The 17,644-nt window shown below is 56.1% G+C and carries 8 protein-coding genes and 3 pseudogenes; 8 read left to right on the forward strand and 3 right to left on the reverse strand.

The features are described from left to right. Positions 1-19: 19 nt before the first annotated feature. The 3 genes from C2E19_RS13205 to C2E19_RS13215 all read left to right on the forward strand — a co-directional run bounded on the left by C2E19_RS13205 (position 20) and on the right by C2E19_RS13215 (position 9,798). Positions 20-8,716 (forward strand): DUF637 domain-containing protein, encoded by an 8,697-nt coding sequence (locus C2E19_RS13205; RefSeq protein ID WP_129392807.1) that lies wholly within the window; start codon positions 20-22, stop codon positions 8,714-8,716. Next, positions 8,713-9,174, forward strand: coding sequence for an SMI1/KNR4 family protein (locus C2E19_RS13210; RefSeq protein WP_129392810.1), 462 nt, complete (start codon positions 8,713-8,715; stop codon positions 9,172-9,174). The genes C2E19_RS13205 and C2E19_RS13210 overlap by 4 nt, the downstream gene beginning before the upstream one ends. Positions 9,175-9,564: 390 nt before the next feature. Next, complete coding sequence (locus tag C2E19_RS13215) at positions 9,565-9,798, forward strand: hypothetical protein (RefSeq protein ID WP_129392813.1); 234 nt, start codon at positions 9,565-9,567, stop codon at positions 9,796-9,798. Positions 9,799-9,887: 89 nt separating this feature from the next. Here the strand turns inward: C2E19_RS13215 and C2E19_RS13220 are convergent. Next, positions 9,888-10,355, reverse strand: a pseudogene (locus C2E19_RS13220) (LLM class flavin-dependent oxidoreductase); the annotation flags it as partial. 43 nt (positions 10,356-10,398) lie between these two features. Between C2E19_RS13220 and C2E19_RS29295 the strand changes: the two are divergent. Both C2E19_RS29295 and C2E19_RS13230 read left to right on the forward strand, forming a co-directional pair. Further along, positions 10,399-11,917, forward strand: a pseudogene (locus C2E19_RS29295) (DUF637 domain-containing protein); the annotation flags it as partial. Between the two features lie 836 nt (positions 11,918-12,753). Continuing rightward, entirely contained in the window at positions 12,754-13,182 is a 429-nt protein-coding gene (locus tag C2E19_RS13230; RefSeq protein WP_129392816.1) for a hypothetical protein, read from the forward strand. Positions 13,183-13,263: 81 nt separating this feature from the next. Here C2E19_RS13230 and C2E19_RS13235 read toward each other — a convergent pair whose 3' ends face one another. Next, positions 13,264-13,830, reverse strand: coding sequence for an RNA 2'-phosphotransferase (locus C2E19_RS13235; RefSeq protein ID WP_129392819.1), 567 nt, complete (start codon positions 13,828-13,830; stop codon positions 13,264-13,266). 269 nt (positions 13,831-14,099) lie between these two features. On the opposite strand from C2E19_RS13235, the gene C2E19_RS13240 reads away from it, so the two are divergent. Beyond that, positions 14,100-14,438: a hypothetical protein gene (locus tag C2E19_RS13240; RefSeq protein WP_129392822.1), complete on the forward strand. Its 339-nt coding sequence runs from the start codon at positions 14,100-14,102 to the stop codon at positions 14,436-14,438. Here the strand turns inward: C2E19_RS13240 and C2E19_RS13245 are convergent. Next, complete coding sequence (locus C2E19_RS13245; protein WP_129392825.1) at positions 14,410-15,453, reverse strand: LLM class flavin-dependent oxidoreductase; 1,044 nt, start codon at positions 15,451-15,453, stop codon at positions 14,410-14,412. The genes C2E19_RS13240 and C2E19_RS13245 overlap by 29 nt on opposite strands. A 202-nt stretch (positions 15,454-15,655) precedes the next feature. Here C2E19_RS13245 and C2E19_RS29400 point away from each other — a divergent pair. Together C2E19_RS29400 and C2E19_RS29405 are read left to right on the forward strand one after the other, a co-directional pair. Then, positions 15,656-16,744, forward strand: a pseudogene (locus C2E19_RS29400) (cache domain-containing protein); the annotation flags it as partial. 129 nt (positions 16,745-16,873) lie between these two features. Continuing rightward, a complete protein-coding gene (locus tag C2E19_RS29405) occupies positions 16,874-17,602 on the forward strand; it encodes a methyl-accepting chemotaxis protein (protein ID WP_372238481.1) in 729 nt (242 codons plus the stop codon). The last annotated feature ends 42 nt before the right edge of the window (positions 17,603-17,644 follow it).

Below are 17,644 nucleotides of genomic sequence, written 5' to 3' on the forward strand. Positions count from 1 at the left end.
CCTGCCCCGAGATTCTGATATGGACATTCGCCACCTGACCTTCCTGGCCGGCCAACCTTCTGCGGCCGTAAAACCGCGCGAACAATTTTGGGGCATGCCGAAACGCGGCCTCGCGTTCCTGCTGGCCAACGTCATGTTCTGGCAACCGATGTGGGCGCAGGCCGATGGCATCGTGGTCAATGCACCGGGCACCAGTCTGGATCGCGCGGGCAATGGCGTGCCGATCGTCAACATCGCTGCGCCCAGTGGCAGCGGGCTGTCGCATAACCAGTTTCACGATTACAACGTCGACGCGCAGGGCGTCATCCTCAATAACGCCACCGCACGCACGCAGCTTACGCAGCTGGGCGGGATCATCCTCGGCAACCAGAATCTGCGTGGTGCAGCGGCGCAAACCATCCTCAATGAAGTCAACGGCGGCAGCCCAAGTCAGTTGCGCGGTTACACCGAAGTCGCGGGCCAGTCGGCGCGTGTCATCGTCGCCAACCCTTACGGCATCAGTTGCAACGGCTGCGGTTTCATCAACACGCCGCGCGTCACGCTGACCACCGGTAAACCGGTGCTCGACAATGGTCGTCTGGATCACTTTCAGGTCGATCAGGGCAGCATCTCCATCGACGGCGTCGGCCTCGATGCGAGCAGCGTCGACAGCTTTGAAATCATCACCCGCAGTGCGCAGATCAACGCGCAGATCCACGCCAAGAACCTCAACATCACCACCGGTCGCAACGACGTCAACGCCGACACGCTCAACGCCACCGCGCGTGCCGATGATGGCAGCGCCAAACCGCAACTGGCCATCGACTCCTCGGCGCTGGGCGGCATGTATACCGGCGCGATCAAACTGGTGGGCACGGAGCAGGGCGTCGGTGTGAAGCTGGCGGGCGACCTGGCGGCCAGCGCTGGCGATATCCAGATCGACGTCAACGGTCAGTTGCGCATGGCCAAAGCCACCGCCAGCAATGCCGTCACCGTCAAAGCGCAAAGTCTCGATGCCCAAGGGCCGGTGTACGCCGGCACGCAACTGGCCGTGCAGACCGCCGAAGAGCTGATCAACCGCCAGAGCCTGGCCGCCCGTGACAGCGTCAGCCTGAGCAGCGCTGGCAAGCTGACCAACAACGGCGTGATCGAGGCCGGGGTAAACGCTGATAACAGTCGCAATGCCAGCGGTGATTTGGCCATCAACAGTGCTGCGGTGAGCAACACTGGCAGCATTTTAGCCAGCCGTACGCTGAGCGCGGCGGTGGCCGCCGGGTTCGACAACCAGAACGGCATCGTTCAAGCACAAAACGTTAATCTGAGCGCGGCTCGCCTGGTCAACCAGGGGCTCAACGCCCGCATTTATGGTGAAACGCGCCTGGCGCTCAGCGCTCCGGCGATGGTCAATCTCAACGGACTGATCCGCTTTGCCGATGGTCAGGCTGCGACACTTTCGGTCGACAGTCTGGACAACCGTCAAGGCCGGATCGAAATCGCTGGCGGCAGCCTCCAGCTCAACGCACGTGAGCTGCAAAACGCCGACGGCAAAATCATTGCCGGACGACTCTACATCGACGCCCGGCAACTCAATAACAGTGGTGGCCTGATCGGTGCCAGCCAGAATGATGCCAAGGTTGTTGCCCGTGAACGTCTGGACAATGGCAAAGGCAAGATCCAGGCGAAAACCACGCTGGCAGTGTCTGGTGGAGAGTTACTCAATCAGGGCGGCACGCTGGCCGCTGACAAAATCAAGGTCACGGCGACGCGCCTCGATAACAGCGGCAAAGGTGTTGTCAGTGCCGAAAACGGCACTGCCGAACTGACGCTTACCCAGGATCTGGATAACCACGACGGCAAAGTGCAGGCCTCGGATCGCCTGACGGTGGCGGCGCAAGGCATCAATAACCGAAACGCCAACCTGATCGGCAAAACCCTTGAAGTCAGCAGCCGCGACACACTCGACAACACGCAAGGCACGATTTCGTCCGATGACAGCGCGGTCACCAGCGCAGACCTCGACAACAGCCAAGGCCTGATTCAAGGCAATGATCGTCTGAACCTGACCGCGCGCGATTTCCAAAACGCTGGCGGCAAACTGCTCGGCGGCGTGGTCGATGCCAACCTGCGCAATCTCTCGGGCAACAACGCCGGCACCGTCAGCGCCGCAACTGGCAAGCTCACGCTGGTGGTTGAGCAGCACCTGAACAACGCTTTGGGTCGCCTGCAATCCAGTCAGGCTGACGTCGACATTCAGGCCGGATCGCTCGACAACCGTGGCGGTGTCGTTGCCGCAAAACAATTGTTGATGGTGGCAAAGGACGGCCACATCGACAACCGTGGCGGGCGCATGATCGCCGACGGTCTGGACCTGCACACCGCGAGCCTCGATAACAGTGATAGCGGCTTGTTGGCGGCGGGTGCCGATGGTGCGCGATTGATCCTCAAGCAAACCGCGCCGGGGCAATCGCAACTGCTTAACCACAAGGGCCGGATTCAGAGCGAAGGGCAGTTGCAGATCGACAGCGATATCGTCGATAACAGCGCCGGTGTCCTGCTCGGCAAAACCATCGACATCAACGCCACGCAACTGAGCAACAACGACAAGGGCGGTATCGTTGGCAACGGTGGTGATGTTGTCCTCAATATTACCGGAGTCTTCAGCAACGTGACCGGTGTGGTCGATGCCGCCGATCAGCGTCTGCTGCTCAATCAGCTCACTTCGCTGGACAACCGTGGCGGCACCCTGCGCGGCAAGCGTCTGGACATCACCAGCGCCGCGATCAACAACAACGATGCCGGGCAGATTGTCGCTGGCAGCGACGGCCTTAAAATCACCGGTAAAACCCTGCTCAATCAGCAAGGCGTGATTCTCGCCAACGGCAGTCATGCCGAACTGGTCCTCGGTACTGGCAGCCTGCAAAACCAAGGGGGAACGCTGCAAGCCGACTCGCTGGAGATCACCAGCGCCGACCTCGATAACAGTGCAGTCAACGGTAAGGCCGGTTTGATCTCCAGTCTGATCGATGACCTGACACTGACCGTGACGCGCCTGACCAACCGCGCCGGCAAACTGTTCGGCAAGGATCAGCTGATCTTCACCGGTACCCGCCTGGACAACACCGGCGGCGAGATCAGTGGCAATCAACTGGGCCTCGAAGCGGTCGGGCAGATTCTCAATCAGGGCGGCCTGATCGAATCGGCCACCAGCCTCAAGCTGGTTGCCAGCGGCCTGGATAACAGCGCTGGCGGCCAAGTCCGCGCACTGGGGGGCGCCTCCAGTCAAATCAAACTGACCGGCAACCTCAACAACCAAAGCGGTGCAATCGAAATCGGCAGCCAGGATTTGGTGCTGTCCGGCGCGCAACTGAATAACCTCAGCGGCAACGTGCGCCATGCGGCGCAGGGCTTGTTCGATCTGGACCTGACTAATCTGACCGGCACGCAAGGCAGCCTCACGGGTCTGGGCAAAGGCGTGTGGGATGTCGGCTCGGTCAACGGCGTCGGCACCTGGCAACTCAACGGCGGCCTGACCTACACTAGCGCGCAGGATCTGAGCCTCAACGCCGGCGACCGCATCGCCAGTGCTTCGACGCTGAACCTCAATGTCGCCAACCTGAACAACGCCGGGCAATTGGCGAGCGACGGTGACCTGACCCTGAACCTGGGCGGCAATCTGCTCAACAGCGGTAAAGTTTCGGCGCAGCAGAAACTCACGATCAACGCCAACGACGTGATTCAACAGGACGGTCGACTGGTCAGCGGTGGCGACACCGTCATGACCCTGCGCGGCACGCTGGACAACCTCGGCCGTCTGATCGCCAACCAGAACCTCACGGTGACGGCGGCGCGGATCAACAATAACGGCACCCTCGGTGCCCAAGGCAACCTCGAATTCACCGCCGCCAATGGCATCTACAACGACGCCGATACGCTGCTGTTCAGCGGCGGCACGATGAAGCTGCACGGCAACAGCCTGAACAACTTCTATGGCGACATCTACAGTCGCGGCAACCTGACTTTTGATGCGGTCGGTGGCGGTCGTGCGGCGTTGTTCAGCAACCTGTCGGGCACCGTTGAAGGCGAGGGCGACATCGACATCAATGCGGTGTCGGTAGAGAACGCCAAGGCCGAGTTCGAGCTGACATCGGGGCAGTCGTCCGGGAGCCTCAGCTGGGTGTGCGCTCAGCATTGCGGGGGCGGCGATGGTTGGAAACGCGGCTACATCACCATCATTACCGACTTCAACGATCAGGTTCTCAAGGATTCGCGGGCGGCACGCTTCGTTGCCGGGAAGAACCTCAATATCCACGCCAATCGGGTGGAAAACCGCTACAGCCTGCTGGCCGCCAACGGTGATCTGACGGTCACTGCCGACAGCCTGTTGAACCAGGGCGCCGCTTCGCGCTCGGGCCAACGTGTGCTGAAAATCGGTACACCGGAGCACATCGCCAACAGCCTGTGGGATCAGATGGAATTCATCGATATCCCGGCGTTCAACGCGGCGACGGCGGCGGGTAATTTCGATCAGGCGCGGTTCGACGAACTGGCCAGTCGCTCCAGCGACTCCCGATTCTTGCCGACCAGCGATGTCACTACCTGGAATGAAAACGGCAACACCGTCTACTCGGCCGTGATGCAGGCCGGCGGCAAGGTCAAACTCGACGTCGCCAACAGCATCCAGAACGGCACGCTGTACGACAACACCTATGGTCAACTGACCGGCGCCTTGTCCAGCGACCAGACCGATGCGGTCGGTGGCATCAACATCAACCTCGGTAAGCACAGCACCGACGCCAGCGCGCAGGCGCCGAAATCCGTTACCCGTATCGAACACATCGATGCCGATGGCGTGAAGCAGATCAGCTTCGTACCCGTGGACTTCAAAGGCGTGCCGTTTGCGGCGGTCGATCCAACGGCGTCCTCGACGTTCCGTCTGCCGAAAGGCCCGTACGGCATGTTCGTGCAGAGCAGCAACCCGCAGAGCCGCTACCTGATCGAGACCAACCCGGAGCTGACTCAGACCGCGCCGTTCATGAGTTCCGACTACCTGCTCGGCAAACTCAATTTCAGCGCCGATGAAACCGCGCGCCGCCTCGGTGATGGCCGCTATGAATCGCGCCTGATCAGCGACGCCGTCATGGCCCAGACCGGTCAGCGTTTCCTTGCCGGCGGCCTGGAGAATGACTACGAGCAATTCCGTTATCTGATGGATAACGCGCTCGCCAGCAAAAACGAACTGAACCTGTCGGTCGGCGTCAGCCTGACCTCGGAACAGGTCGCCGCACTGACCCACGACATCGTGTGGATGGAAGAACGCATCGTCGACGGCCAGAAAGTGCTGGTGCCGGTGCTGTATCTGGCCCAGGCCGAATCGCGCAACGTGCGCGGCGGCAGCCTGATTCAGGGCCGCGACCTGGAGCTGATCGCCGGTAATGACCTGGTCAACGTCGGCACTCTGAGTGCGAGCAAAGACGTCTCTGTCGATGTGAAGGGCAGCCTCTATCAGGGCGGCCTGGTCGAAGCCAATGAACGCATCAAACTCATGGCGACCGACAGCATTCGCAACGCACTGGCCGGCGAAATTCGTGGCAACCAAGTCGAACTGACCAGCCTCAAAGGCGACATCGTCAACGATCGCACCGCCATCGCCGTGCGCGACGGCAACGGCATGCGCACCCTCGTCGATGACGGCGGCAACATCAGCGCGCGTGACAGCCTGACCATCAAATCGGGCAACGATCTGGTCAACTCGTCATCCATCAGCAGCGGCGGCGACGCCAGCCTGAGCGCGGCCCGCGACATCAACCTGTTGGCGACGCGCGAAGAAAACGAACTGCACGAATCGTTCGATGGCGGCCATCGCTCAACCATTACCACCACCGTGGACAATCTGTCCTCGACAGTGAAAACCGGTGGCAACCTGAAGCTTGATGCCGGTCGCGACATCAACGTCGTCGCCAGCACCGCCGAAGCCAAAGGCAACCTCACCGCCGACGCCAAGCGCGACATCTTCATGTCCTCGGCCGGCGACGAAAACAACGTCGAAACCCACAGCAAGGACGGCAAGAAACGCGTCCACGAAGAAGATAACCACACCGTCCAGAAGGCCGCTGAATTCATCGCTGGCGGCGACGTAAAAACCACCTCCGGCCGCGACACCACACTGGTCGCGAGCAAGATCAGTGCGGGCAATGAAGCCTACGTCTACGCCGGCAACGACCTGAACCTGCTGGCCGCGCAGAACAAGGATTACACCCTTTACGACATGAAGGAGAAGGGTGGTTTCGGCGCTAAGAAAATGAAGCGCGACGAAGTTACCCAGATCACGCATGTAGGAAGTGAGATCAACGCAGGTAGTGACCTTTCACTCGTTAGCAAAGGTGACCAGCGCTACCAGGGCGCCAAGCTCAACAGTGGTAAAGACCTGACCTTGGACAGCGGTGGCAGCATCACCTTTGAGGCAGTGAAGGATTCACATCAGGAAAGCCACGACAAGAGCAGCAGTAGCGCGGCGTGGACCAGCATGGAAAGCAAAGGCCAGGTTGACGAAACACTGCGCCAAAGCCAATTGACTGCCAAAGGTCGGACGCTCGTTAAAGCTGTTGATGGGCTTCACATAGACATCAAACAGATCAACCAGCAAAGCGTCAGTCAGGCAATCGCCGCCATGGTGCAGGCCGACCCGAGTATGGCCTGGTTGAAAGACGCCGAAGCGCGAACTGATGTAGATTGGCGTCAAGCCCAAGAGCTGCACGACCGCTGGAATGAAAGCCATTCCGGGTTGGGTGGCCCTGCGATGATCATCATCATAATCATCGTCACCTACTTCACCGCTGGTGCGGCGTCAGGCCTTGTAGGAGCAGGTTCGATTGCTGGATCCGGCTCAGCGATGTCGGCTGGTTTGGCCGCGACAGCTAGCGCCGATGCAGTGGCAGCAGGTTGGGCGAACGCCGCACTCACCGCCATGATCACCTCGGCAGCCAGCACGGCAGCCGTCAGCACTATCAATAACAAAGGCGATGTCGGAGCGGCGCTCAAAGAAACCTTCAGTACCGACAACCTGAAAAATTACATTGTGGCCGGAGGCACCGCGGGTCTGACCGCCGGTATCTTCAATGACTGGACCCGAACCACGACCGGTACATCCCCTGCGCTGGCGAACTCCACCAATGGGGCATTGGCCAATACCGGCAAAGTTATCGTCGCCGATTCTGGTGGCCTGAGCAGCTTGCAGGGTATCGCGCATTTTACCGAAAACCAGTTGCTGCAAAACTCCACCTCCGCGCTGCTCAACAAAGCCCTAGGCCGTGAAGGCAGCTTGGGCGATGCCGTGCAAAAAAGCCTGGTGAATGCGTTTACCGCCTATGGTTTCAACTTGGTGGGTGATATCGGGGTGAGCAACCACCTGCAGGACGGTGGCCTGGAGAAGATAGGCCTGCATGCGTTGATGGGGGGCTTGAGCTCACTGGCCGCGGGTGGGGACTTCAAAACGGGCGCCTTGGCAGCCGGAATCAACGAAGCGTTCGTTGACGACTTGGCGTCGGCGTATTCCGGGATGTCGAAGGACGATAGAGAACGATTGTTGCTGATGAACTCGCAACTAATCGGGGTCTTGGCGACCGCTGTGCAGGATCCGAATGCGGATGCCGACAAGCTGCAGCTAGGGTCATCGATCGCACAGAGTGGTACTCAATACAACTACTTGAGTCACCAGGATGTAGAAGACCTGGAAAAGGCGCTCAAGGAATGTAAAGACAACTGTGATGCGGTTCGAGCTGAGTTTGCCAAACGTGATGCGGATAACACGGCGCGGCTCAATAACTGTTGGGCGACCGGTGATTGCGCGAAGATCAAGGCTGAGATTGATGAAGGCTCTCTTGCATTAAACGAACTTTGGCAAAATGACAAAACTGGAATTACGGATCAATTCCTCCATAGCAATATCGCCGACTCCACCAATGCCAGGACGCGAGCTAGCCTCGACCACCTTCCGCAAGGGGACCCGGCTAATGCGGTGAAATTGTTGGCTGCAGCGGGGATCATTGCTCTTGCGCCGGAAGCGATTGGTTTGCTTGGACAGTTTGCCACGAGAGGTGCAGCTACCTGCGCAGCCAACCCAGTGTTGTGCGTGAACGAAGCCGGGGTCTTTATCGCTGATTTGGGGTTGTCGGAAGCACTTCCTGTAGGGTTGGGGGCCGCAGCTGGAGGGTTAACGACCAAGGAGCTGACTGATCTTCGCGTTTTGATGGAGATCGAAGCGAAAACTGGCGCTAAGCTAACGGCTGATGAGGTTTTGGCTGTCGTCAGGCCGGCAGCGACAGGTGCTACAGAGGCTGCCGCCGTCAATGAATTAGCAAGATTATCTGAACGGGCGGTACAAGTTCGCTCGCAGCTAAATATTGGTAGCGGTAGGAATATTGCTGTTGCTGAGTATTCAATTGATGGTCGAAGCGCTGAACTTGTAGGAGTGAGCGGTCTAGCGAAGCGCCCCGGAACGGTCGATGTCCCAGAAAAGCAGGTATTCGACACAATACAAACTGGTAACAATCCAAGGACAATGGACTCAGAGTATAAGATATTGTCGAATCTGGCAGATAAGCTGACCCCCTCGTCGCAAGGGGTCGTGAACATTTACTCAGAGCTCCCAATCTGCGTTTCATGCAGTGGGGTTATAAGTCAGTTTCAACAAAGGTTCCCCGGTGTGATTGTTAACGTAGAAACAGGAAAGCCAAGATGAAAAAAATTCGAGATGTTTTTCATGAGTTGGTGCTGCGGGGAGTGATTTTAGAGTCTGCACTTGTTGGTTGCTCCGAAGGGGAGATTGCATCAGTCGAGCAACATTTTGGTTGTAAAATTCCGTTAGAGTATCGTGAGTTTCTGACGGTTGCTGGGCATTCGGCTGGTAAGATTTTTTGTGGCGTAGATATTTTTTATCCGAGATTACTTAGCCTGAAGTTGGAGGCGGAGGAGTTGCTTGATGAGTTAAGTCTCTCTGATTTGTTGCCTGCAGATGCCAAGGTATTCTGCATGCATCAAGGATATGAAATTAATTATTTTCTACCGGGCTCGGACGATCCATCAGTATTTCAATTTTTTGAAGGTCAGAGTTCGATAACTAAAACTTGGGATAGCTTTTCAAGCTTCTTAATTGCTTCAATAGAAAACCATCTTTTACAATGGCCGGACTTAAATTAGCGTCATTGAGGCTATGATATCGAATGCAATAAGACGCAAAGGGAGAGGAAAGGCCGGTAAGCTGGTTCAAGGTGCTAGTAGGCATTTACAACATATATGGGGCTTTAGTAGATATACTGAAGACTCACCAATTTAGATAAAGTGCGATCTGTCCTATTTTTGTATGAGCTTGCGTCAGGTAAAGCGCTTTATTGGCGCCCTGGAATGAAATCAGTAAAAGAGGTGAAATAATATGAAACGCTCTCTCTTGGACGGTCGGTTTTGGCAGAACCTGTGAAGGTAGCACGCAAAGAGATCCATCTTGGAATGATGTCGTTGCGCACCTTGAAGAGTCCTGCCGAAATTTGGGGAGTGTAACCTTGGATATTGAAGAATTAGCAGGCCGAACTCATGACATTGCAGGTTGTTGCAGAGACAGGAAAGTACGCACTTACTCTCGGCGTTGATGATGGCGATGACTACGATGTCAGAGTATTTTGCGGCTATAAAAATCGTGGCGGAATAATTCATATCCAAGGCGATGCCGTTGCTGGTTCAGCCATCTGCTCAAATTTTGAGATTGTCGTGGAGATATTCAAGCAGCTCTTCGACAGTGGCCGAATGTCGCCAGCGCTCATGAACTGACGTTGAACTCGAGCGATTCCTGCTAAAACAAAAAAACGCCCCAAATTAGCCGGGGCGTTTTTCATTTGTCGAACACTATATTCGGACGCTCACCGAAACGCCGGCACCACATGCTTGATAAACAATTCCAGCGATTTCTTCTTCTCCGCATGCGGCAAGCTGTTATCGCACCAGAAGCTGAACTCATCCACCCCCAGTTCCTGGTAGTACCTGATCCGCGGGATGATCTCTTCCGGCGTGCCGATCATGGCGGTCTTGTGCAGGCTTTCCAGCTCAAACTCCGGACGTCCGGCAAACTTCTCTTCCGGGCTTGGGTCGAGGAAGCCGTTGACCGGCGTTGCTTTGTTGCCGAACCACGCATCGAAGGTGCGGTAGAAACGCGAGATCGCTTTCGCGCCGACTTTCCAGCCATCGGGGTTATCAGCGGTGTGCACGTGACTGTGGCGCAGCACCATCAGTTGCGGGCGCGGGACGTCCGGGTTGTTGTCCAGGGCGGTCTGGAATTTGTTTTTCAGGTCGAGGACTTCTTCGGCGCCGTTCATCAGCGGCGGGACCAATTTCCCACCGACGCCAATAGCGGCCGGCGACGAAAACAATGTCGAAACCCACAGCAAGGACGGCAAGAAACGCGTCCACGAAGAAGACAACCACACCGTCCAGAAAGCCGCTGAGTTCATCGCTGGCGGCGACGTAAAAACCAACTCCGGCCACGACACCACGCTCGTCGCGAGCAAGATCAGTGCGGGCAATGAAGCCTACGTCTACGCCGGCAACGACCTGAACCTGCTGGCCGCGCAGAACAAGGATTACACCCTTTACGACATGAAGGAGAAGGGTGGTTTCGGCAACCTGAAACTGCAACGCGACGAAGTCACCGACACCACCTACGTCGGCAGCGAAATCAAGACCGGCGGCAACCTCTCACTGGTCAGCAAGGGCGACCAGCGCTACCAGGTCGCCAAGCTCGACAGCGGCAAGGACATCGTCCTCGACAGCGGCGGCTCCATCACCTTTGAAGGGGAGAAGGATCTGCATGATGAGAGCCACACCAAAACCAACAACAACGCCGCGTGGGTCTCAGCGAAAGGTCGCGGCAACACCGACGAAACTCTGCGTCAGACCCAGATGATTGCCAAGGGCAGCATCATCATCAAAGCGGTCGATGGGCTGAAGATCGATATCAAGGATGTCAATCAGGAGTCCGTGAGCCAGACGATCGACACGATGGTCAAGGCCGATCCGCAACTGGCGTGGTTGAAGGACGCCGAGGCGCGGGGGGATGTTGACTGGCGGCGCGTGAAGGAGATTCACGAGTCGTTCAAGTATGAGAATTCGGGGCTGGGTCCGGCTTCGCAGATGATCATTGCGATTGTCATGGCTGCCGTCGTTGGGCCGGCAGCTCTAACAGCCTTGAGCGGAATGGGGACCTTCTGGGCCGCTGGCCTCGCAGCCGTAGCTTCCGGTGCGGCGACCAACGCGACGGTAAGTTTCATCAATAACGGTGGTGATCTCGGCGCAGTGTTCGCAGATGTAACGTCGACAGATGCACTGAAAAACTATGTCGTATCTGGTTTGAGTGCGGGTTTGTCCGCTGAGTATCTGAACAAGCTGACAGGGATTTCCTACGACGCCAAAGGAAAACTTGTTGGGCCGTCATTAGCAACTTGGGAAGGGGTCAGTAAGTTCGCGGGAAGCCAAGTACTTCAAGGCGGAACCTCTGGCTTGATCAATAAAGCAGCGGGCGGTGATGCGAGCGTCAGCGACATCCTGAAAACCGCGCTTTTCAATACCGTAGCCGCATATAGCTTCAACTTGGTGGGGCGATCTCACGAAGGGCGTTATGGATGATGGTTCCGCGGGCAAAATCATCATTCATGCTGCCGTGGGTGGGCTGTTATCAGAGATGACCGGTGGGGATTTTGCGACGGGTGCCCTTGCTGCCGGAGCGAATGAAGCTTTAGTTAGCGAAATGAACAAATGGTTTAACGGCAATTCTGATCTTTTGCTCATGGGGTCGCAGATTGTTGGGGTTCTGGCGGCATCGACACAGAAAAATGCTGACACCGAATCTTTGCAGGGCGGAGCTTGGATCACTGCTAATGCGACTAGATATAACTTCCAAGGGCATTTTGAAGAGTACCTTGAAAAGTATGAAGCGTGCAAAAACGATTCTGCGGGAGCCGGCTGTTCTACCATTCTGAAAATGGCAGGCGCTAACTCCCAGAGTCTCGGAAATGTCGTTCTGAATACGGATACGGACTCTAAAACTGTCAGCTATACCTTGCTTGACGAATCGGGAAAACCATGGATGATCATGGAGCCCGCAGAGTACAACGCTTATGTAACATTGCCAGCAGCGATGCAGGACGCCTACAAAAATGCTTCGCAGTGGCAGCTTGACTTGTCCTCGACCTTGCTCTATGCGAACAACGGCCAAGGAAACAAAGCTCTAGAAAGCTACGGTATGATGCTGAGCGAGCCAGAGTATTGGGGCGAAATGTCCATCGCCCTGTTGCTCTCTGCGGCTGGCGGTACAGGAGCGTTTAGAGGAGCCATTGCCACCGAGCGAGGCGCGTTGACGGAAGCAAATTTTGCTCAGAATACAATCAGAGCCGACCGTACTTTCAGTCCTGATGGGCAACGGATTTACTCTTCCATGGCCGGTGCGCCGATCAAGACAGTTGAAGATCTTGTCGGCGCATTGAAGAGTGGGGTGATCAAACCCAGCCAGTTACCGCTGGATTACGTGGATATAAATGGAAGCCGGCTTATTCTGAATACTCGATCATCGACGGCTCTTGAACAGGCAGGGATTCCAAGAAACGAATGGGTAGGTCGAAATCAGACAGGGGTCGAGGCGTATCCCGGTAAAACCTTCAGCGATCTTGCGAATGATCAACTTAAAAATAATGGTCTTCCACCTACTGGTGCGAATGAATTGAAGTCGGTGAGAAAATGAAGATTGGTGATCCGAAACAATTGCTTAATCCTTACGACTGGCTACCCGGTTATGGTGAATCAAAAGTAAATTTCTACTCCGATGGATTAGATGTAATTGTAGATATTACATATGATGGTATTGGAAGTGATGCTGGTGAATTTTTATCGGTAAAGAGAGAATTGTGCTTTAAGAACGTTAGCTGCCTTATAAAGCTCCCATTTCCAGAAAGGGGTGTTTTTGAGTTTGTTGATGATGCAAGTGGTTTAGCGCTAGGGGTGTTGACTGAATTTAAAAAGTCTGAACTGTTAGAGGGGAGGCAGGCTGGATTTGAAACTGAACGATATAAGCATTATAGTATCCAGTTTCTGTCCGAGAATTTGAGTCTGCATCTGGTGGCGGAGGCATATATTTTGTCTGAAGAAATTCCTCTAAGCGTAAACTGAAGCGATCAGCCTTTAGCACTAACTCAGTGGATGAGGTTTGAGCATCTCACTCATGTTCTAATTTAGTAAGGGACACGAATGTTAGGGATGATCCATGGAAGTGAGATTTAATATATACGTTGGGTGTACTTTTTTTGTGAGCCAAACTCCGTTCTCGGCTTGATAAAAATGTACGCCATTACGGTGCATTTCTAAGGCGTTGATTTTAAGTGCAATAGGTGAACCATGCCGCCCACCAACTGCGATAGCCGACTGCAAGTCTTGGGTAAGATGGACATATTGGCGTGAGCCAGGGATCAAACCGTCCTTAAGTATAGATCTGAGAAAGTTTTTCGCCGTCCCATGATATAAGAATTCGGGCGGGATTTTTTCTGCATATGCTATATCTACATCAGATGTGGTATGTCCTTGTAAAGCCCGGATTTTTGTTTCGTCATCGGAGACTGCGAATCTTTTTTTTTCACTCAATTCTAAAATGGATAGAATTTGTGATTTGTTAATGGAAAGTCCTTGTTTTTCTGCGCCTTCGATAATGTCGTTAATTAGTGTCCAACCTTCACTATCTAATTGTATGTCTATTGATTTTGGGTTGTGTCTTAATACAAAGCTTAAAAATTTGCTGATGTGAGTTAGTTGCTTTTTGTTCATGGCGCTTCTCGGTGAGTTGTGGGTTGGAAGCCTTTTGTACTTGCGATTGTAGAATTTAGATTGAGTTTTTGAATAGCTGTAATTTCCTTTTGTTAAGAACGACCTGAGAGCTTGTAGTCTATCGGCAGTGAGATCACTCGTCTGGGGGCACTCGCGCCCCACACTCTGCTGACGCCAAGAAGCATATTTTGTATGCCGATGGTCCGGGAAGTGGGGCAAATTTGGCCGGGGCAGCCAGAGAAAACTGTCTTTCCTCAGGATTACTATCATTGTCAAATTATTTTGCGGCGATAAAAGATGTGGTGGAACCATGCATATCCAAGGCGTCGCCGTTGCTGGTTCAGCCATCTGCTCAAATTCTGAGATTGTCGTGGATGAGTTGGGGGGCTGATAATCGGTTTGATACCGAGGCGGGACTAGATGCTCAGCTAGAGGGCTTCGAAGTTGAATGGGAGAATCAACTTTGGAATGAAGGGATTAAAATCATGTCGTTGAGCTCATCCGGCGTCGACGAAAACAAAAAAACGCCCCAAATTAACCGGGGCGTTTTTCATTTATCGAACACTGAATTCCGTACGCTCACCGAAACGCCGGCACCACATGCTTGATAAACAGCTCCAGCGATTTCTTCTTCTCCGCATGCGGCAAGCTGTTGTCACACCAGAAGCTGAACTCATCCACACCCAGTTCCTGGTAATACTTGATGCGCGGAATGATTTCTTCCGGCGTGCCGATCATGGCGGTCTTGTGCAGGCTTTCCAGTTCAAACTCCGGACGTCCGGCAAACTTCTCTTCCGGACTTGGGTCGAGGAAGCCGTTGACCGGCGTTGCCTTGTTGCCGAACCACGCATCGAAGGTGCGGTAGAAACGCGAGATCGCTTTGGCGCCGACTTTCCAGCCGTCAGGGTTATCAGCGGTGTGCACGTGGGTGTGGCGTAGCACCATCAGTTGCGGACGTGGCACGTCTGGATTGTTGTCCAGCGCTGTCTGGAACTTGTTTTTCAGGTCGAGGACTTCTTCGTCGCCTTTCATCAGCGGCGTGACCATGACGTTGCAGCCGTTGGCCACGGCGAAGTTGTGCGAGTCCGGGTCGCGGGCGGCGATCCACATCGGCGGATTCGGTTTTTGAATCGGCTTCGGCACGCTGGTCGAAGTGGGGAATTTCCAGATGTCGCCGTCGTGGGCGTAGTCGCCTTGCCACAGGGCGCGGACCACCGGGACCATTTCGCGCAGTGCCTGGCCGCCGGATGAGGCAGGCATGCCGCCGGCCATGCGGTCGAATTCAACCTGATAAGCGCCACGGGCCAGGCCGACTTCCATGCGGCCGTTGCTGATGACGTCGAGCAAGGCGCATTCACCGGCGACCCGCAACGGGTGCCAGAACGGCGCGATGATGGTGCCGGCGCCGAGGTGGATGGTCGTGGTTTTCGCCGCGAGGTAGGCCAGCAGCGGCATCGGGCTCGGCGAGATGGTGTATTCCATGGCGTGGTGTTCGCCGATCCACACGGTGCTGAAACCGCCGGCCTCGGCCATCAGGGTCAGTTCGGTCAGGTCTTCGAACAGTTGGCGGTGGCTGACGCTTTCGTCCCAGCGTTCCATGTGTACGAACAGGGAAAATTTCATGACGCTACCTCGGATCTTTTGTTGATGGCCGGTCGTTTGCGGGCCTGTGTCACTGGCATGAGCGCTGAACGCTCGCAAGTCTTCTCACCATTCAAGCACGCCTTCGAGACGGCTGGTCGGTTGATTGAATATTGGTATACCATAATACGGAATATCCGCAAAATATTTCTGACCGACACTTCGAACAAGGAAGGCGCAGTAGATGAACATCAAACAAAAATTGACCTTGGCATTCGCGGCCATCGCCAGCCTGCCGGTGCTGCTGGTAGCGGTGCTGATCATTCTCAACGTGCGCGAGGGGGCACGTGACAACTTCATCGACAGCACCGGGCGTGAGGTGCGTCAGGTCGAGAACGCCATGCAGCTGTTCTTTGAAGGCATCAGCCAGAACGTCGCGTATCTGGCTGAGCATCCGCAATTGCAGGGGACTGATGGCAGCCTCAAGCGCTATCTGAGCAGTGATGCCGCGCAGATCCCGCTGGGGCCGCAGGATCAGCAAGTGTTCACGCTATTCGCCGGTCTGGCCAAGGCCCACCCGGCTTACACCTATCTCTCGCTGGGGACGCAGGAGGGCGGCTATCTGTTCTGGCCGGGCGACCCGCAGCTGGCCAGTTACGATCCGCGCACGCGGCCCTGGTACCAAACCGCGATGGCCAACCCCGGCAAGACCCTGCGCACCGATGCCTATTACTGGGCGGCGGACGACGTGGTGCTGGTGAGTACCGTGCGCAGTTTCAACAATCAGTTGGGCAGCAACGCCGGGGTTGTGAATATCGATGTGTCGCTCAAGCAACTGACCGATCTGGTCAAGCAGATCCGCCTCGGGGACAGCGGTTATCTGATGCTGATGGAAGCCAACAACACAGTGTTGGTTGACCCGAGCGATCCGGCGCATAACTTCAAGAAACTCGACGCCTTGGGCGATGGTTACCAACAACTGGCCGAGGCTGGCAAAGGTCTTGTCGAAGTGGAGCTTGCTGGCGAGCGTTACATGGCGCTGGTCTGGCCGTCGGAAGCGCTGGGCTGGCGTTTTGTCGGTGTGGTCAAGGCCAGTGAAGTCATGGCCGGCGCCACACGTTTGACCTGGATCATCGGCGCCATCGCTGCCGTTTGCGCACTGCTGTTCGCCATGGCGGGCGCGTGGTTTGCCGGCTTGATGGTCAAGCCGATTCGCGGGGTCGCCAGTGGGCTGGAAGGGATTGCGCAGGGCGAGGGCGATCTGACGGCGCGGCTGGAGGTGCGCGGGCAGGATGAAACGGCGCAACTGGCTGGCTGGTTCAATCAGTTCCTTGAAGCGATTCGCACGTTGATTCAGCGTATCGGTCAGGCGGCCGGGCAGATTCACAGCAGCTCCGGAAGCGCCACCGAGGTCTCGGCGGAAATGGCGGAAGTGGCCTCACGGCAGCGCGAGGCGGTGGACATGGTCTCGACGGCGTTTCATGAAATGGTCGCCACCTCCAACGAAGTTGCGCGTTCGTGCAGCCAGGCCGCGGACTCGGCTGATAACGGCCAGCGTCAGGCCCACACCGGGCAGCAGCAGATCGATGCGGCGGTGAGCAATGTCGGGCGCTTGAGTCAGGAGATCGGCCACAGCGCCGAATCGATGCAGCAACTGGAGCAGGACAGCACCGACATCCAGTCGATTCTCGGCACCATCCGCTCGATTGCCGAGCAGACCAATCTGCTCGCGCTGAATGCGGCAATTGAAGCGGCGCGGGCGGGAGAGCAGGGCCGTGGTTTTGCCGTGGTTGCCGATGAAGTGCGCGCGCTGGCCAAGCGCACGGCGGATTCCACCGGCGAGATCGACGCCTTGCTCGGCAACCTCGCGCGACGCACGCATCAGATGGGCAAGCAGATGCATGCGAGCCTCGAGGTGTCGCAGGAGACTGTGGTGTCGATCAATGAGGCGCGGGCGAGTTTCGAGTTGATCCGCGAATCGGTGGACGTGATCCGCGACATGAACACGCAGATCGCCACGGCGGCGGAAGAACAGCATCAAGTGGCCGAGGACATCAATCGGCACATCAGCCAGATTCATGGCGATGCGCAGTTGGTGGCGAGCCTGGCGGATTCGACGCGCAAGGACGCGCAGAATCTGACGGCGTTGTCACAGACGTTGAATCAACTGGTAAGCCGGTTCCGCACCTGATTTCGCCCGCACAAACACCCTAAAATCTGTGGGAGAGAGCCT

The organism is Pseudomonas sp. DTU12.3, from assembly GCF_004124275.1.
In the GTDB taxonomy this organism is placed as follows: Bacteria; Pseudomonadota; Gammaproteobacteria; order Pseudomonadales; family Pseudomonadaceae; genus Aquipseudomonas; species Aquipseudomonas helmanticensis.

Coding starts and splice junctions, on each gene's coding strand:
- C2E19_RS13205 (WP_129392807.1), top strand. CDS start 20: ATGGACATTCGCCACCTGACCTTCCTGGCCGGCCAACCTTCTGCGGCC.
- C2E19_RS13210 (WP_129392810.1), top strand. CDS start 8,713: ATGAAAAAAATTCGAGATGTTTTTCATGAGTTGGTGCTGCGGGGAGTG.
- C2E19_RS13215 (WP_129392813.1), top strand. CDS start 9,565: ATGACATTGCAGGTTGTTGCAGAGACAGGAAAGTACGCACTTACTCTC.
- C2E19_RS13230 (WP_129392816.1), top strand. CDS start 12,754: ATGAAGATTGGTGATCCGAAACAATTGCTTAATCCTTACGACTGGCTA.
- C2E19_RS13235 (WP_129392819.1), bottom strand. CDS start 13,830: ATGAACAAAAAGCAACTAACTCACATCAGCAAATTTTTAAGCTTTGTA.
- C2E19_RS13245 (WP_129392825.1), bottom strand. CDS start 15,453: ATGAAATTTTCCCTGTTCGTACACATGGAACGCTGGGACGAAAGCGTC.
- C2E19_RS29405 (WP_372238481.1), top strand. CDS start 16,874: ATGGTCTCGACGGCGTTTCATGAAATGGTCGCCACCTCCAACGAAGTT.